The organism is Streptomyces sp. NPDC005533 (assembly GCF_042871845.1).
Taxonomy (GTDB): Bacteria; Actinomycetota; Actinomycetes; order Streptomycetales; family Streptomycetaceae; genus Streptomyces.
In genome coordinates this window covers 183,545-196,205 of record NZ_JBIAJH010000005.1, presented here as the reverse complement: position 1 = coordinate 196,205, position 12,661 = coordinate 183,545, and the positions used below count along the sequence as shown (strand labels likewise).

The window sequence follows — 12,661 nt, the reverse complement described above, 5'->3', positions numbered from 1 at the left end:
GCCATGCCGATCCCACCCCGGGGCGAAGAGCCCGACCCGCAACCGGAAGGCGCCGTACAGCCCCCGCGCGGGGACCTTCCGCAGCCCGGTCCGCCGACCGATGAGGCGGAGCCCGGGCCCGACGCCGCAGTCGCCACCGCCGCACCCGACGACGCCTACGCAGCCGCGCTGCGTGAGGTCGAGGACCGCTGGCGGCGCGCCCTGGCCGACCTGGACAACGCGCGCAAACGCCATGTCAGGGAGCTGGAGCGGGTGGCCGAGGCCGAACGCGCCCGTACGGCAGCGGCCTTCCTGCCCGTCATCGACAACCTGGAACTCGCCCTGAGCCACGCGGGAGCCGCCGACCCCGGGGCGGTCGTCGAGGGTGTCCGAGCCGTGCGTGACCAGGCCGTCCACGTCCTGGAGCGGCTGGGCTACCCGCGCCACGCAGAGACGGGCGTGGCGTTCGACCCGGCCCGGCACGAGGTGGTCGGAGTGGTCCAGGATCCCGACGCCGATCCGAACACCGTGGTCCAGGTGCTGCGACCCGGTTACGGGGAGGCCGAGCAGCAGCTGCGGCCTGCCGCCGTGACCGTCGCCAAGCGGGAGTGACCGTCCATGGCACGCGACTTCTACGAGGTGCTCGGCGTTCCGCGCACCGCTGACCGGGACGAGATCCAGCGGGCCTACCGCACCCTGGCCCGCAGACACCACCCCGACGTCAACAAGGACCCACAGGCGGAGGAACGGTTCAAGGACATCAACGAGGCCTTCAGCGTCCTGTCCGATCCGAAGCAGCGAGCCAAGTACGACCGCTTCGGCGAGGACTTCCGGCAGATCCCGGACGACTGGGAGGAGCGGGTCGGCGCCGGCGCCGGCGCCGGCTCCGGGTGGACGGGCGCGGGCGGCGGCTCCGGGTGGGCCGGCGGTGGCGGTGGCGGTCCCCGGGTGCGGTACTCCACGTCGGGCTTCGGGGGCGAGGGGGTCGACGTCGAGGATCTGTTCGGCTCGCTGTTCGGCGGCGCCGGGCGGACCCGCGTGCCCGGCGCCGACCAGGAGGCCGAGCTGCCGCTCACCGTCGAGGAGGCGTATCGCGGTGGCCGCCGTTCGGTCACCCTCGCCGGGCCGGCCGGGCCGCGGCGCTACGAGGTCGACGTCCCGCCCGGCACCACCGACGGGCAGCGCATCCGGCTGGCCGGTGAGGGCGGCCGGGGGAGCGGCGAGGACGCTCCCGCCGGGGACCTGTACCTGAGGGTGCGGATCCTGCCGCATCCCGAATTCCGTCTCGAGGGCCGGGACGTCCACGTGAAGCTTCCGGTCACACCGTGGGAGGCGGCGCTGGGCGCGACCGTGCCGGTGCGCACGCCGAGCGGTGCCACGGCGAAGGTGACCGTGCCCGCCGGGTCCTCCAGCGGACGGCGCCTACGGCTGCGCGGCGAGGGCATGCCGGGCCGGCGCGGCGCGAACGGAGACCTGTACGCGGAGCTGCGGATCATGGTGCCGCCCCGGCTGGACGACCGGGAGCGCGAGCTGATGGAGGAACTCGCCGCTGTCTCCTCCTTCGACCCCAGGAGGACCTGATGACCGACCACCCAGCCGAGGCCCGCCCGTCCCACGCACGCATGACCGAGGTGGGAGTGCAGTACGCGATCGTGCCCGTGCCCGGCCTCTCCCTGGACACCGTGGCCCGCCGCTCGGGCCTCCATCCCGACCTGATCCGTCGGTTCGTCGCCCTCGGACTGGTGGACGCCGGTCGTGACGCCTCCGGGCGGCTGGTGTTCGCCCCCACGGCCCCGGCCGCCCTGGCCCGCGTTCAGCGGTTGCGTGCCGGGCTGTGCCTGAACTACGCATCCATCGCTCTGGTGCTCGACCTGCTCGACCGCATCAGCTTGCTCGAAGCCGCGCTACGGCGTGCAGGCGTGAGGAGTGATCTACCACCATGGACATGAACCGCCTGACCCAGAAGTCCCAGGAAGCCCTGCAGGAGGCCCAGAGCGCCGCCGGCCGCCTGGGCCATACCGAGGTCGACGGCGAACACCTGCTGCTCGCCCTCCTCGACCAGGAAGAGGGCCTGATCCCGCGGCTGCTGCAGCAGGCGGGCACCGATCCGCAGGAGTTGCGCACCGCCGTACGCGAGGAGCTCTCCCGCCGGCCCAAGGTGACCGGCCCCGGCGCGGCCCCGGGCCAGGTCTTCGTCACCCAGCGTCTGGCCCGGCTGCTGGACACGGCGGAGCGGGAGGCCAAACGCCTCAAGGACGAGTACGTGTCCGTGGAACACCTGATGCTGGCGCTGGCCGAGGAGGGCTCGGCGACCGTCGCCGGGCGCCTGCTGAAGGAGCACGGCGTGACCCGGGACTCCTTCCTCGGCGCGCTCACCCAGGTCCGCGGCAACCAGCGCGTCACCTCCGCCAACCCCGAGGTGGCCTACGAGGCCCTGGAGAAGTACGGCCGTGACCTGGTCGCCGAGGCCAGGGACGGCAGGCTCGACCCCGTCATCGGCCGGGACGCCGAGATCCGCCGCGTCACCCAGATCCTCAGCCGCAAGTCCAAGAACAACCCCGTCCTGATCGGCGACCCGGGCGTCGGCAAGACCGCCATCATCGAGGGTCTCGCCCAGCGCATCATCCGCGGCGACGTGCCCGAAGGACTGCGCGACAGGATCGTGTTCGCCCTCGACATGGGCTCGCTGGTCGCCGGCGCCAAGTACCGCGGCGAGTTCGAGGAACGCCTCAAGGCCGTGCTCAGCGAGGTCAAAGCCGCCCAGGGACGGATCCTGCTCTTCGTCGACGAACTGCACACCGTCGTCGGGGCGGGCGCCGCCGAAGGGGCCATGGACGCGGGCAACATGCTCAAGCCGATGCTCGCGCGCGGCGAACTGCACATGATCGGCGCCACCACCCTGGACGAGTACCGCAAGCACATCGAGAAGGACGCGGCCCTCGAACGCCGCTTCCAGCAGGTCCTCGTCGAGGAGCCGAGCGTGGAGGACACCATCTCGATCCTGCGCGGACTGCGCGAACGCCTGGAGGTCTTCCACGGCGTGAAGATCCAGGACACCTCACTGGTCGCCGCGGCCACCCTCAGCCACCGCTACATCACCGACCGGTTCCTGCCGGACAAGGCCATCGACCTCGTCGACGAGGCCTGCGCCCGGCTGCGTACCGAGATCGATTCGATGCCCGCCGAACTCGACGAGATCACCCGACGCGTGACCCGACTGGAGATCGAGGAAGCGGCCCTGTCCAAGGAGACCGACCCCGCCAGCAAGGCCCGCCTGGAGGAACTGCGCAAGGAACTGGCCGACCTGCGCGGCGAGGCCGACGCCAAACACGCCCAGTGGGAGGCCGAACGGCAGGCCATCCGCCGCGTGCAGGAACTGCGCCAGGAACTGGAGCAGGTCCGCCACGAAGCGGAGGAGGCCGAACGCGCCTACGACCTCAACCGCGCCGCCGAACTGCGCTACGGCCGCCTCCAGGAACTGGAGCGCCGGCTCGCCGCGGAGGAGGAGCAACTGGCCTCCAAACAAGGACAGAACCGGCTGCTGCGCGAGGTCGTCACCGAGGAGGAGATCGCCGAGATCGTCGCCGCCTGGACCGGCATCCCCGTCACCCGCCTCCAGGAGGGCGAACGCGAGAAGCTGCTGCGCCTCGACGAGATCCTGCGCGAACGCGTCATCGGCCAGGACGAGGCCGTCAAGCTGGTGGCCGACGCCATCATCCGCGCCCGCTCCGGCATCCGCGACCCCCGCCGCCCCATCGGCTCGTTCGTCTTCCTCGGTCCCACCGGCGTCGGCAAGACCGAGCTGGCCAAGACCCTCGCCCGGGCCCTGTTCGACTCCGAGGAGAACATGGTCCGCCTCGACATGAGCGAGTACCAGGAGCGGCACACCGTCAGCCGGCTCATGGGCGCACCGCCCGGATACGTCGGCTACGAGGAGGGCGGCCAGCTCACCGAGGCCGTGCGCCGCAAGCCGTACTCGGTCGTGCTGTTCGACGAGATCGAGAAGGCGCACACCGATGTCTTCAACACCCTGCTGCAGGTCCTCGACGACGGCCGCATCACCGATGCCCAGGGCCGCACGGTCGACTTCCGCAACACCGTGATCATCATGACGTCCAACATCGGCTCCGAACACCTCCTCGACGGAGCCACCGCAGAGGGGGAGATCAAGCCGGACGCCAGGGCCCGGGTGATGGGCGAGCTGCGCGGGCACTTCCGGCCGGAGTTCCTCAACCGCGTCGACGACATCGTGCTGTTCAAGCCGCTCGGCGAGCGGCAGATCGAGCGGATCGTGGAGCTGCAGTTCGACGAGCTGCGCCGGCGGCTCGCCGAACGCCGCATCGCCGTCGAACTCACCCCGGCCGCTCTGGAGCTGATCGCACACCAGGGCTACGACCCGGTGTACGGGGCGCGGCCGCTGCGGCGTTACATCTCCCACGAGGTCGAGACACTGGTCGGGCGCGCCCTGCTGCGCGGAGACGTCCAGGACGGCGCGACGGTCCGCGTCGACGCCGAACACGGAGAGCTGCAGGTCGGCTACGACCAGCAGGAGGACGCCCGGGAAGCGAGGGCGGCGTGAACACCACCCGGACGACGACGGTGACCTGCCCGAACTGCGGGCGCGGCAACCGGATTCCGGTGGCCGCCGAGGGACGCCCCCGGTGCGGCCACTGCAAGCAGGCCCTGCCCTGGATCGTCGACGCGGGCGACGACGACTTCGCCGAGGTCGCCGAACGCGCCACCCAGCCCGTCGTCGTCGACCTCTGGGCCACCTGGTGCGGCCCCTGCCGCATGGTCAGCCCCGCTCTCGAACAGGTCGCCCGCGACCTGGCCGGACGGATCAAGCTCGTCAAGGTCGACGTGGACCAGAACCCGCGGCTCAGCGCGCGGTTCGAGGTGCAGGCGGTGCCGACCCTGCTCGTCCTCGACCAGGGCGAGACGCTCGCCCGGCAGGCCGGCGCGGCTCCCGCGCCCGTCCTGCGCTCCTGGGTCGAGCAGGCGATGGCGGGCCGGCAGGGCCGGCAGACCGCTGCGGGAGGCTGAACCCGATGGACCGGCCACCGCGGGACGCCCACGACACCGGCCCCGACGCGGCCGCGCCGCCGGACGAGGAGACCGGCGCGGGCCGCGTCCGATCGGCCTCCGCCACGCAAGGAGAGTTCTCATGGCCATGACCCCCGACCCGCACCTGGCGATGGTGCGTCCGGTGACGCCGCTAACCCCGCAAGGATGCGAGGAGTGCCTGAAGGCGGGTTCCCCGTGGGTGCACCTGCGGCTCTGCCTCACCTGCGGGCACGTCGGCTGCTGCGACTCCTCGCCCCTCAAGCACGCGAGGCGCCATGCCGGCAGCATCGGTCACCCGATCGTGCAGTCCTTCGAGCCCGGAGAGGACTGGCGCTGGTGCTACGTCGACGAGGCCGTGGTCTGATGAGCGCGGCCGAGCACGAGCAGGGCGCGGTCCGCGAGACACCGGACCTGTACGGGGCGTTCCCCCGCCTGACACCGGCGCAGCTCGAGGACCTGGCCGCGCACGGTGAGCGACGCACGACCACCGCGGGCGAGGTCCTGTACCGCGAGGGCGAGCCGTTCCGGGAGTTCCTCGCGATCCTCAGCGGGACCGTCGAGGTCCTCCAGGACCACGGCGGGCCCGAAGAGCGCACGGTGGCGGTCCACGGACCCGGCAGGTTCCTGGGCGAGCTCGCGCTGCTGGAGGGCGAGGCGGCGTTCGACACCGCCGTGGTGCGCGAGGCGGGCGAGATCCTCGCCGTACCGGTGGAGCGGCAGCGCGCCCTGGTCGGCCGCGACCCCGTCCTCGGCGACCTGATCCTCCGCGCCTACCTGGGGCGCAGGTACCTGCTCATCGGTCTCGGCGCCGGCTTCCGGATCCTGGGCTCCTGTTATTCGCCGGACACGCTGCGGCTGCGTGAGTTCGCCGCGCGCAACCGGCTTCCCCACCGCTGGGTGGACTTGGAGCAGGACAAGGAGGCGGAGGCGCTCCTGCGTCGGTTCGCCATCAGCCCCGAGGACACCCCGGTGGTCATCTGGAAGGGCGAGCGGGTGCTGCGCAATCCGAGCAACGCCGAACTCGCCCGGCTCATCGGGATGCCCGCCCCCTCGCCGGAGGCCGACCGATGCGACGTACTGGTGGTCGGCGCGGGCCCCGCGGGACTCGCCGCCGCCGTGTACGGCGCCTCCGACGGGCTCACCACGATCACCGTCGAGGCCGTGGCCACCGGAGGGCAGGCCGGTACCTCGTCCCGCATCGAGAACTACCTCGGCTTCCCCTCCGGCATCTCCGGGGGCGAACTCATGGAACGCGCGGTGCTCCAGGCCCACAAGTTCGGTGCCCGACTCATGGTGCCGGCCCAGGTCAGCGGGCTCACCCCGCAGGACGACGAGTACGTCGTCACCTTCACCGACGGGGCCACCACCCGGGCGGGCGCCGTGGTGCTCGCCTCGGGCGTGTGGTACCGCCGGCTGGAAGTGCCCGGCATCGACCGGCTGGAGGGCGTCAGCGTCTACTACGCGGCGACCGTCCACGAGGCCAGTCTCTGCCAGGCGGATCCGGTGGCCGTGGTCGGCGGCGGCAACTCCGCCGGGCAGGCGGCGCTGTTCCTCGCCAACCACGCGTCCCGGGTCCACCTCCTCGTCCGGGGTGACGACCTCAATGCGGACATGTCGCGCTACCTGGTGGACCAGGTGGAACGGCATCCGAAGATCGAGGTGCTGCTTCATACCGAGGTCAGGGGCGTCGGCGGGGAGCAGAAGCTGGAGTCGCTGGTCTTGGAGGACAACGCGAGCGGCGAGCACCGGGAGCTGCAAGCGGCGGCTCTGTTCGTGTTCATCGGAGCCCGGCCCCGCACCGATTGGCTCAGCGGCGTGGTGGCCCTGGACGAGAAGGGCTTCGTCCTCACCGGCGCCGACGCCCAGGCCGCGGCCGACGAGACCCGGTGGGACGCGCTCGGCCGTGGGGCGTTGCTCCTGGAGACCACCCTTCCCGGCGTCTTCGCCGTCGGCGACGTCAGGAGCGGCTCGGTCAAACGGGTGGCCTCGGCGGCCGGTGAGGGTGCCATGGCGATCCGCCTCGTACACGAGCACCGGGGAAAGACGGGCAACCTCGTCCGCACCGCCGGACCCGAGGGTCCCCGGCCGGTGACGGGTCGGCCCGTGTCCCGCAGCTGATGGGCCCGGTCATGCGTGTGGCGCCCGAAGGCGTGACGGTCGTGGCCCTCTTGGCGGATCCGGACGCGCCCACGGAGATCGCGCGGCGCATGGCCCGGATGCTTCCCGCGCGGCTCGCCGACAAGGCGGGCCCGGGTCGACGGTTCGAGGTCGAGGTGATCAGTGAGCCCTTCACCGCGGAAGCGGAGGACGTGCCCACCTTGATGCAGCGGATCATGGACCGTGGAAGAGCGGAGAACTGGGACGTCGTCGTGGCCCTCACCGACCTTCCGCTGCAGTCGGGCGGACGCAGGCTCGTCGTGGACCTGAGCCACGAACATGGCTTGGCGCTGCTGTCCCTGCCCGCGCTGGGGGGCCTGCGCCTGCAGACGAGGGCCCGACGGGTCGTGGAAGAGGCCGTGCTCGGCCTGGCGGCTCCGCAGACCACCGGGGCTGAGGGACCTCCGCGAAGTCCGCCCGCCCTGCGGCCCTTCGTCAGTCGCTTCGCGCCGATCCGTCAGGGCCCCATCGGTGAGGAGGAGACCGCCGATCTCCGGTACGTCGTCAGCGGGCCGCGCGGGTACCTGCGGGTGCTCTTCGGCATGGTCCGCGCCAACCGGCCGTGGCGGCTGGTGCCGGGCCTGTCGAAAGCCCTGGCGGCCGCGCTCGCCACGGGAGCGGCCGCCACGGTGAACTCCACCGTATGGACCCTGGCCGAGACCCTGACTGTGCCGCGCCTCGTGATCGCCATGGTCGGATCCGTCGCGCTCATGATCGGCTGGCTGATCGTGGACGCGGAGCTGTGGCACCGGTCGGCGGAGAGCTCGCCGGAGGCGAGGCAGAGGGCGCGGCTCTACAACGCCTCGACCGTCCTGACCGTGGGCATCGGGGTGCTCGTCTGCTACGCGGGCCTGATGGTCATCAACTGGGTGTGGGCGCTGTTCATCCTCAACGGCGAAGCGTTCGCCTCCGTGACACGGGCCCCCCTGCACGCCGAGGAGTACGTGAGGCTGTCCTGGTTCGTCGCCTCGGTCGCCACCGTGGGCGGCGCGCTGGGATCGGGCCTGGAGAGCGACGACGCGATCCGGGCGGCCGCCTACTCCAAACGCGAACAGGAACGCCGTCACACGCTCCGGGACGCCCGCGGTGATCCGCCCTCCAAGTGAGGCGGAGCGGCCGACGCGCCCCGGCAGGGCGCTCCGGCTAGGCTCGCAGCCATGAGGTGGCTGCGGACCCTCGGGGAGGTCGTGCGCTCCGGGCTCACGATCGAGGAGACGCGGCTGGAGCCCCTGCTCGCACTCCGCACGGCGGCCGGGGTGGCGATCGTCGTCGGGCCGGCGCTGTGGCTGGTTTCCCCCGCGTACGCCGCGTCCGCCGCCCTCGGTGCGTACTCCGCGGGCGCCGCCACCTTCCAGCGCACCTGGCGTCCGCGCAAGGTGATCGCGCTCGGCGCGGGCGTGGGTCTGGCGCTCAGCACCTTCGTGGGCTACCTGGCGGCGGGGCGACTCGTGACGTTCCTCCCGCTGCTGGCCGTATGGGCTTTCGCCGCGGGGATGGCGTGGTCCCTCGGGTCGACCGCCGGAATCGTCGCGGCGACGACGGTCGGCAGCCTGCTGGTGACCGTCACCCTGCCGACGAGCGTCGGGCGGGCCCTGGAACACGCCGCGGTCATCGCGCTCGGAGGCGTGGCGCAGGCCTTGCTGATCCTGCTGTTCCCGATCCGCCGTTGGGGGGCGCATCGGGACGCCCTCGCCGATGCCCTGGCCGCCGTGGCGGACTACGCCCGCCGGCTGCGGCACGACCCGGCCGCCCCGTTCGACCCGGAGCCCTTGATGACGGCCCGGGACGCGGCCGCCGTGACGCCGTCACAGGCCCGCACCCGTCCTCCGGTCCTGCACGGCCCCCGTGGCCTCGCCGAGCGCATCCTGCCGGTCGTCGCCGCGCTCGCCGACCCGGACGTCGGGGCCCCGGCGGAGGGACCCGGGCGGGACCGCGCACGGGAGCTGCTCGCCACGGCCGCGGACGTCCTGGACGCGGCCGCCCGCTCGATCCGCTGCGGCACTCCCGCCGAGGTGCCGCCCGGGAGCGCGGACGTCCTGCGCGTCGACGAGGAACACGAGGTGCTGGAGGGCCCCGCCCGGCAGGCCGCCGAACGGCTCGTGGAACTGCTCGCCGAGGCGTTGGAGATCGCCCGGAGCGGCGGCGCGCCCGGCAGGGCGCCTACGCCGTCCGGCCCCGCGAGCGGCCAGTTCCTGGTCCGCCCGACCATGTTCCGGCTGGTCCCGGTCGTCGTCCGGGCGGTCCGCCGTGAGCTCCGCCGGGACTCGCCCGTCTTCCGGCACGCCGTCCGGCTGGCGGCGGTGGCCACGCTGGGCTATCTCATCGCCTCCCGCCTCCCCGTGGGCCACGGCTATTGGGCGCCCATCGCCTCGGTGATGGTGATGCGGCCCGACTTCCACCGGACGTACGCCCGTGCGGTGGGCCGGCTCGCCGGGACCCTGGCGGGGGTGGCGCTCGCCACCGGGATCGTGCGGGCCCTGGGCCCCGACGCGCATGTGTTCGGCGCGCTGGCGGTGCTCTCGGCGGCCGTGTCGTACACGCTGATCCGAACCGGCTACGCCTACTCCCAGTGCTTCACTGCCGCGTACGTCGTCTTCCTGCTCGGCATGGGCGGCCAGGCGTGGGAGCAGACGGTCCAGGAGAGGGTGGTGCTCACCCTGCTCGGCGGGTCCCTGGCGATGCTGGCGTACGTGGTGTACCCCGCATGGGAGACCTCCCGGCTGCCGGGCCGGCTCGCGGACTGGCTCGCCGCCGACGGCCGCTACGCCGCCGCGGTGCTCCGCAGCTACGCCGAACCGACCCGGGAACGTCGCGCCGACGCGCGCAGGGCCCTGCTGGCCAGCAGGGAGGCACGTGCCGCCTGGCAGGAGGCCTACGACCAGGCGAGGCAGGAGCCGGTACACCCCAGAGGCCTGACGTCGCGCGAGGCGCAGGAGGCACAGGAGGCGCTCCAGCGGTTCGACCGGGCGGCGATGCTCATGGAGAGCCATGTCCCGCGGGCCGACAGCCGTTCCGTGCCCGAGGCGGAGCGGTTCGCCGAGGCCCTGGAGGCGGACACCGCGCAGGCGGCGACCGACGTGCGCGAGCACAGGAATCCGGACTGGGGGCGCGTGGAGGAGATGCTCCGGGCGTGGGACGGCGCCGGGGACCGGAACCCGGTGGTGCGGCGCGAGGCGGAACTCCAGAAGCGGGCCCTGGAAGACCTCGCGACGGCCGTGAGCCGCACACCCCTGGAACGGGACGTCGGCTCCGCTCGCGAGGAGCGGCGGGTGCGGGCGGCCGTGGCCGCGGAAGGTGCCGGATCAGGGCCCGCGCACCGGGGCGGGTGACGGCTTCTGCGACGGGGAGCGCTGCGCCTCCTGGAGCGGGAAGTAGTCTCCCGGCCGCGTCGAGCGCCGCCACACGTACACCGCTGTCGCCATCACGAGGATCAGACCCGCCAGGATGAGCAGTTCGATCCCCTCGACGTTCCACCGGAAGGACTTCTCCGCCTCGGCCGTCACGATGAGCACCTTGCGGATGCTGGCGATCAGGCCGACGACGAGGAACGGCTCCGCGTCGAGGGTCTGGTTCCTGATGGTGAGGCGGACGGTGTGGAGCAGCTCGGCCACGATGAACAGCACCAGGCTGTTGTCCAGGGCGGAGAGGACGACCGTCTCCTCGCGGTACGGCCCCTGGACCGACGTGATGACGTCGTCGACGACCCCGACGGTCAGGATCCCGGCGAGCAGTACGAGGAGCGCCGCGACGACGAGGTGGATGACGTCCTCGATGAACTGGAGGAGGCCCTGGAGCCGGCCGCCCTCGATCTTCGGGAGAATGGGTCGCACAGTCAGCATGCTAGGTGTTCCCCGGCCGGCGGGCGCGGCGTGCTGCCGAAGGGTGGCCCCGGCCTCTCACGTCCGGAGTCGTCAGGCGTGGGTGTCGGGGACCGCTGTGGACGGCTCGTGGTCCTCGGCGATCCACTGCGCCAGGGAAGTGAGGGTGGCTTCCGCGCTGTCGGCCTCGACGCCACCGACGACGAAGCCGAACGCGATCGCCGGGTCGGCGCGTACGACTTGGGAGCGGGGGGTTTACTGCTTCCCGTCCTTGCGGTTGCGGCCGCTGAACCAGGCGCCGGGCCGGGGGCCGGCGCTGTGGTCGTATGCGGCGCGGGTCGCGTGGGGGCTCCAGCGGCTGATCGCGGACACGTCGGCGACCAGTTCGTACACGCGGGCGGGCGGGGCGTCGACCCAGGCCCGTCTGGTGAACGCGTAGGCGAGCGGATCCGGGGTTTCGCGTGCGGTGTGCGGGGCGTGTTCGCCGGTGGTGGAGCTCACGGTGCGGGTGCCGGGGCTCCGGTGCGAGGAGCCGGCTCTGCTGGCGGCACGACCTGGCCGAGGCCGACGGGGACCGGCCCCGGAACCGGGCCCGGCGGCCCGCGCCGGAGCGCGTGAGCGAGGCGGCACGCCAGTTGCTGGACATCCTGACGGACGTACCCGCGGTCGTGCTCGGCCTGACACCGCGCACCGCCGCCGCCGTCACGCGTCGGCTGGTCGGTCAGGCGGCGGCATGCTCAGGGCGGCGCAGTTCTGCCTGCCCGAAGAGGAGGGCGTAGCCCTCGGGGAGCCGGTGCAGGATGCGGGCGAGGAGCTCGGGTCCGGTGAGGCGGGTGACGGCGGCGAGCACGGCGCCGGTGTCCCAGCGGGCTGTCGCCGGGGTGCCACCGGTACGGGCGGCCAGGTCCTTGACGAAGCCCCAGCCCGTGAGCGGCTCACCCTCCGGCACCGCGGCGGTGAGGGCGAGGGCGGCCTCGACCGGCAGGCACTGCGCGAGGTCGACGCGTTCGTCGCCGGTCAGCTGGCGGCCGAGGGCGGCGAGGACCTGGTGGACGGCTTCCGCGGCACGTTCGCGGGTGGGGTAGGCGCCTTCGTAGCGCACGCGTTCCAGCATCTGGTCGAACGTCATGGCCGTCCGGGAGGCGTTCGGTCGAGGCTGGTCGTACATCGCTGCGGTTGCCTTTCTGTGCGGAGGGTCCGGCCGTGGGCCGGTGGTCAGATGGGCTGGGGGTGGCCGAAGAGGAGGTCGTAGCCGGGTGGGAGCTGGAGGAGGACCTCGCGGGTGAGGACATCGCCCGCGGCGGCAGCGGCCGTGGACAGGACGGCGCCGATGTCCCACAGGGCCGTCTTCTCGGTGGCGCCCTCGATCCAGGCGGCGGTCGCACGGACGAACCGCTCTGGTGAGAGCGGCTCCGCGGCCTGCAGCGGGTTGAGGAGGATCAGGGCGTACGTCTCCGGGAGCCGGGCGGCGAGTTCGGCCCGGACCGTGCCGACCAGGTGTGCGCCGAGCAGGGCCAGGACGACGCGGGCAACCCGGTCGGCTTCCTCCGTGGTCGCGTACTCGCCGCGTTCCCGGACGTGGGCCAGGAACGACTCCCTGCGGATCGACATCACGGCACCTCCGGTGAAGGGGTGAAGGGTGC

Annotated in this window: 13 protein-coding genes; 9 read left to right on the top strand and 4 right to left on the bottom strand. The window is 72.8% G+C overall.

The features are described 5' to 3' along the window. Nucleotides 1-3: 3 nt before the first annotated feature. The 9 genes from ACFYP3_RS07335 (at nucleotide 4) to ACFYP3_RS07295 (ending at nucleotide 10,529) form a co-directional block, all read left to right on the top strand. Nucleotides 4-591 carry a nucleotide exchange factor GrpE gene (locus ACFYP3_RS07335; protein ID WP_388828154.1) on the top strand — a complete coding sequence of 196 codons (588 nt, stop codon included), beginning with the start codon at nucleotides 4-6 and terminating at the stop codon, nucleotides 589-591. 6 nt (nucleotides 592-597) lie between these two features. Further along, on the top strand, nucleotides 598-1,560 hold the full coding sequence (locus tag ACFYP3_RS07330; protein WP_388828151.1) for a DnaJ C-terminal domain-containing protein: 963 nt from the start codon (nucleotides 598-600) through the stop codon (nucleotides 1,558-1,560). Further along, nucleotides 1,560-1,928, top strand: a complete 369-nt coding sequence (locus ACFYP3_RS07325; RefSeq protein ID WP_388828148.1) for a chaperone modulator CbpM — start codon at nucleotides 1,560-1,562, stop codon at nucleotides 1,926-1,928. Before ACFYP3_RS07330 ends, ACFYP3_RS07325 begins: the two co-directional genes overlap by 1 nt. Further along, nucleotides 1,919-4,558 (top strand): ATP-dependent chaperone ClpB, encoded by a 2,640-nt coding sequence (clpB, locus tag ACFYP3_RS07320; RefSeq protein WP_388828145.1) that lies wholly within the window; start codon nucleotides 1,919-1,921, stop codon nucleotides 4,556-4,558. The genes ACFYP3_RS07325 and clpB overlap by 10 nt, the downstream gene beginning before the upstream one ends. Continuing rightward, complete coding sequence (gene trxA / locus ACFYP3_RS07315; protein WP_388828142.1) at nucleotides 4,555-5,022, top strand: thioredoxin; 468 nt, start codon at nucleotides 4,555-4,557, stop codon at nucleotides 5,020-5,022. The genes clpB and trxA overlap by 4 nt, the downstream gene beginning before the upstream one ends. Before the next feature lie 121 nt (nucleotides 5,023-5,143). Then, on the top strand, nucleotides 5,144-5,407 hold the full coding sequence (locus tag ACFYP3_RS07310; protein ID WP_388828139.1) for a UBP-type zinc finger domain-containing protein: 264 nt from the start codon (nucleotides 5,144-5,146) through the stop codon (nucleotides 5,405-5,407). Then, nucleotides 5,407-7,161 (top strand): FAD-dependent oxidoreductase, encoded by a 1,755-nt coding sequence (locus ACFYP3_RS07305; RefSeq protein WP_388828136.1) that lies wholly within the window; start codon nucleotides 5,407-5,409, stop codon nucleotides 7,159-7,161. Before ACFYP3_RS07310 ends, ACFYP3_RS07305 begins: the two co-directional genes overlap by 1 nt. A gap of 11 nt (nucleotides 7,162-7,172) precedes the next feature. Beyond that, nucleotides 7,173-8,306, top strand: a complete 1,134-nt coding sequence (locus tag ACFYP3_RS07300; protein ID WP_388828133.1) for a hypothetical protein — start codon at nucleotides 7,173-7,175, stop codon at nucleotides 8,304-8,306. A gap of 51 nt (nucleotides 8,307-8,357) precedes the next feature. Further along, the gene (locus ACFYP3_RS07295) at nucleotides 8,358-10,529 is read left to right on the top strand and encodes an FUSC family protein (RefSeq protein ID WP_388828130.1); all 2,172 of its coding nucleotides are present in this window, start codon (nucleotides 8,358-8,360) and stop codon (nucleotides 10,527-10,529) included. Here the strand turns inward: ACFYP3_RS07295 and ACFYP3_RS07290 are convergent. From ACFYP3_RS07290 to ACFYP3_RS07275, 4 genes are all read right to left on the bottom strand, one after another. Continuing rightward, nucleotides 10,503-11,039: a phosphate-starvation-inducible PsiE family protein gene (locus ACFYP3_RS07290; protein ID WP_388828127.1), complete on the bottom strand. Its 537-nt coding sequence runs from the start codon at nucleotides 11,037-11,039 to the stop codon at nucleotides 10,503-10,505. The genes ACFYP3_RS07295 and ACFYP3_RS07290 overlap by 27 nt on opposite strands. 234 nt (nucleotides 11,040-11,273) lie before the next feature. Continuing rightward, nucleotides 11,274-11,519 carry an SRPBCC family protein gene (locus tag ACFYP3_RS07285; protein ID WP_388828125.1) on the bottom strand — a complete coding sequence of 82 codons (246 nt, stop codon included), beginning with the start codon at nucleotides 11,517-11,519 and terminating at the stop codon, nucleotides 11,274-11,276. Between the two features lie 220 nt (nucleotides 11,520-11,739). Further along, complete coding sequence (locus ACFYP3_RS07280) at nucleotides 11,740-12,186, bottom strand: DUF2267 domain-containing protein (protein ID WP_388828122.1); 447 nt, start codon at nucleotides 12,184-12,186, stop codon at nucleotides 11,740-11,742. Nucleotides 12,187-12,233: 47 nt separating this feature from the next. Continuing rightward, entirely contained in the window at nucleotides 12,234-12,629 is a 396-nt protein-coding gene (locus ACFYP3_RS07275) for a DUF2267 domain-containing protein (RefSeq protein WP_388828120.1), read from the bottom strand. Between the last annotated feature and the right edge of the window lie 32 nt (nucleotides 12,630-12,661).

What these genes read in the sequence shown, in the direction of transcription:
- ACFYP3_RS07325 (WP_388828148.1), top strand. Translation starts at nt 1,560, where the DNA reads ATGACCGACCACCCAGCCGAGGCCCGCCCGTCCCACGCACGCATGACC.
- ACFYP3_RS07290 (WP_388828127.1), bottom strand. Translation starts at nt 11,039, where the DNA reads ATGCTGACTGTGCGACCCATTCTCCCGAAGATCGAGGGCGGCCGGCTC.
- ACFYP3_RS07305 (WP_388828136.1), top strand. Translation starts at nt 5,407, where the DNA reads ATGAGCGCGGCCGAGCACGAGCAGGGCGCGGTCCGCGAGACACCGGAC.
- ACFYP3_RS07275 (WP_388828120.1), bottom strand. Translation starts at nt 12,629, where the DNA reads ATGTCGATCCGCAGGGAGTCGTTCCTGGCCCACGTCCGGGAACGCGGC.
- ACFYP3_RS07310 (WP_388828139.1), top strand. Translation starts at nt 5,144, where the DNA reads ATGGCCATGACCCCCGACCCGCACCTGGCGATGGTGCGTCCGGTGACG.
- ACFYP3_RS07295 (WP_388828130.1), top strand. Translation starts at nt 8,358, where the DNA reads ATGAGGTGGCTGCGGACCCTCGGGGAGGTCGTGCGCTCCGGGCTCACG.
- ACFYP3_RS07280 (WP_388828122.1), bottom strand. Translation starts at nt 12,186, where the DNA reads ATGTACGACCAGCCTCGACCGAACGCCTCCCGGACGGCCATGACGTTC.
- ACFYP3_RS07300 (WP_388828133.1), top strand. Translation starts at nt 7,173, where the DNA reads ATGCGTGTGGCGCCCGAAGGCGTGACGGTCGTGGCCCTCTTGGCGGAT.
- clpB (WP_388828145.1), top strand. Translation starts at nt 1,919, where the DNA reads ATGGACATGAACCGCCTGACCCAGAAGTCCCAGGAAGCCCTGCAGGAG.
- ACFYP3_RS07335 (WP_388828154.1), top strand. Translation starts at nt 4, where the DNA reads ATGCCGATCCCACCCCGGGGCGAAGAGCCCGACCCGCAACCGGAAGGC.
- ACFYP3_RS07330 (WP_388828151.1), top strand. Translation starts at nt 598, where the DNA reads ATGGCACGCGACTTCTACGAGGTGCTCGGCGTTCCGCGCACCGCTGAC.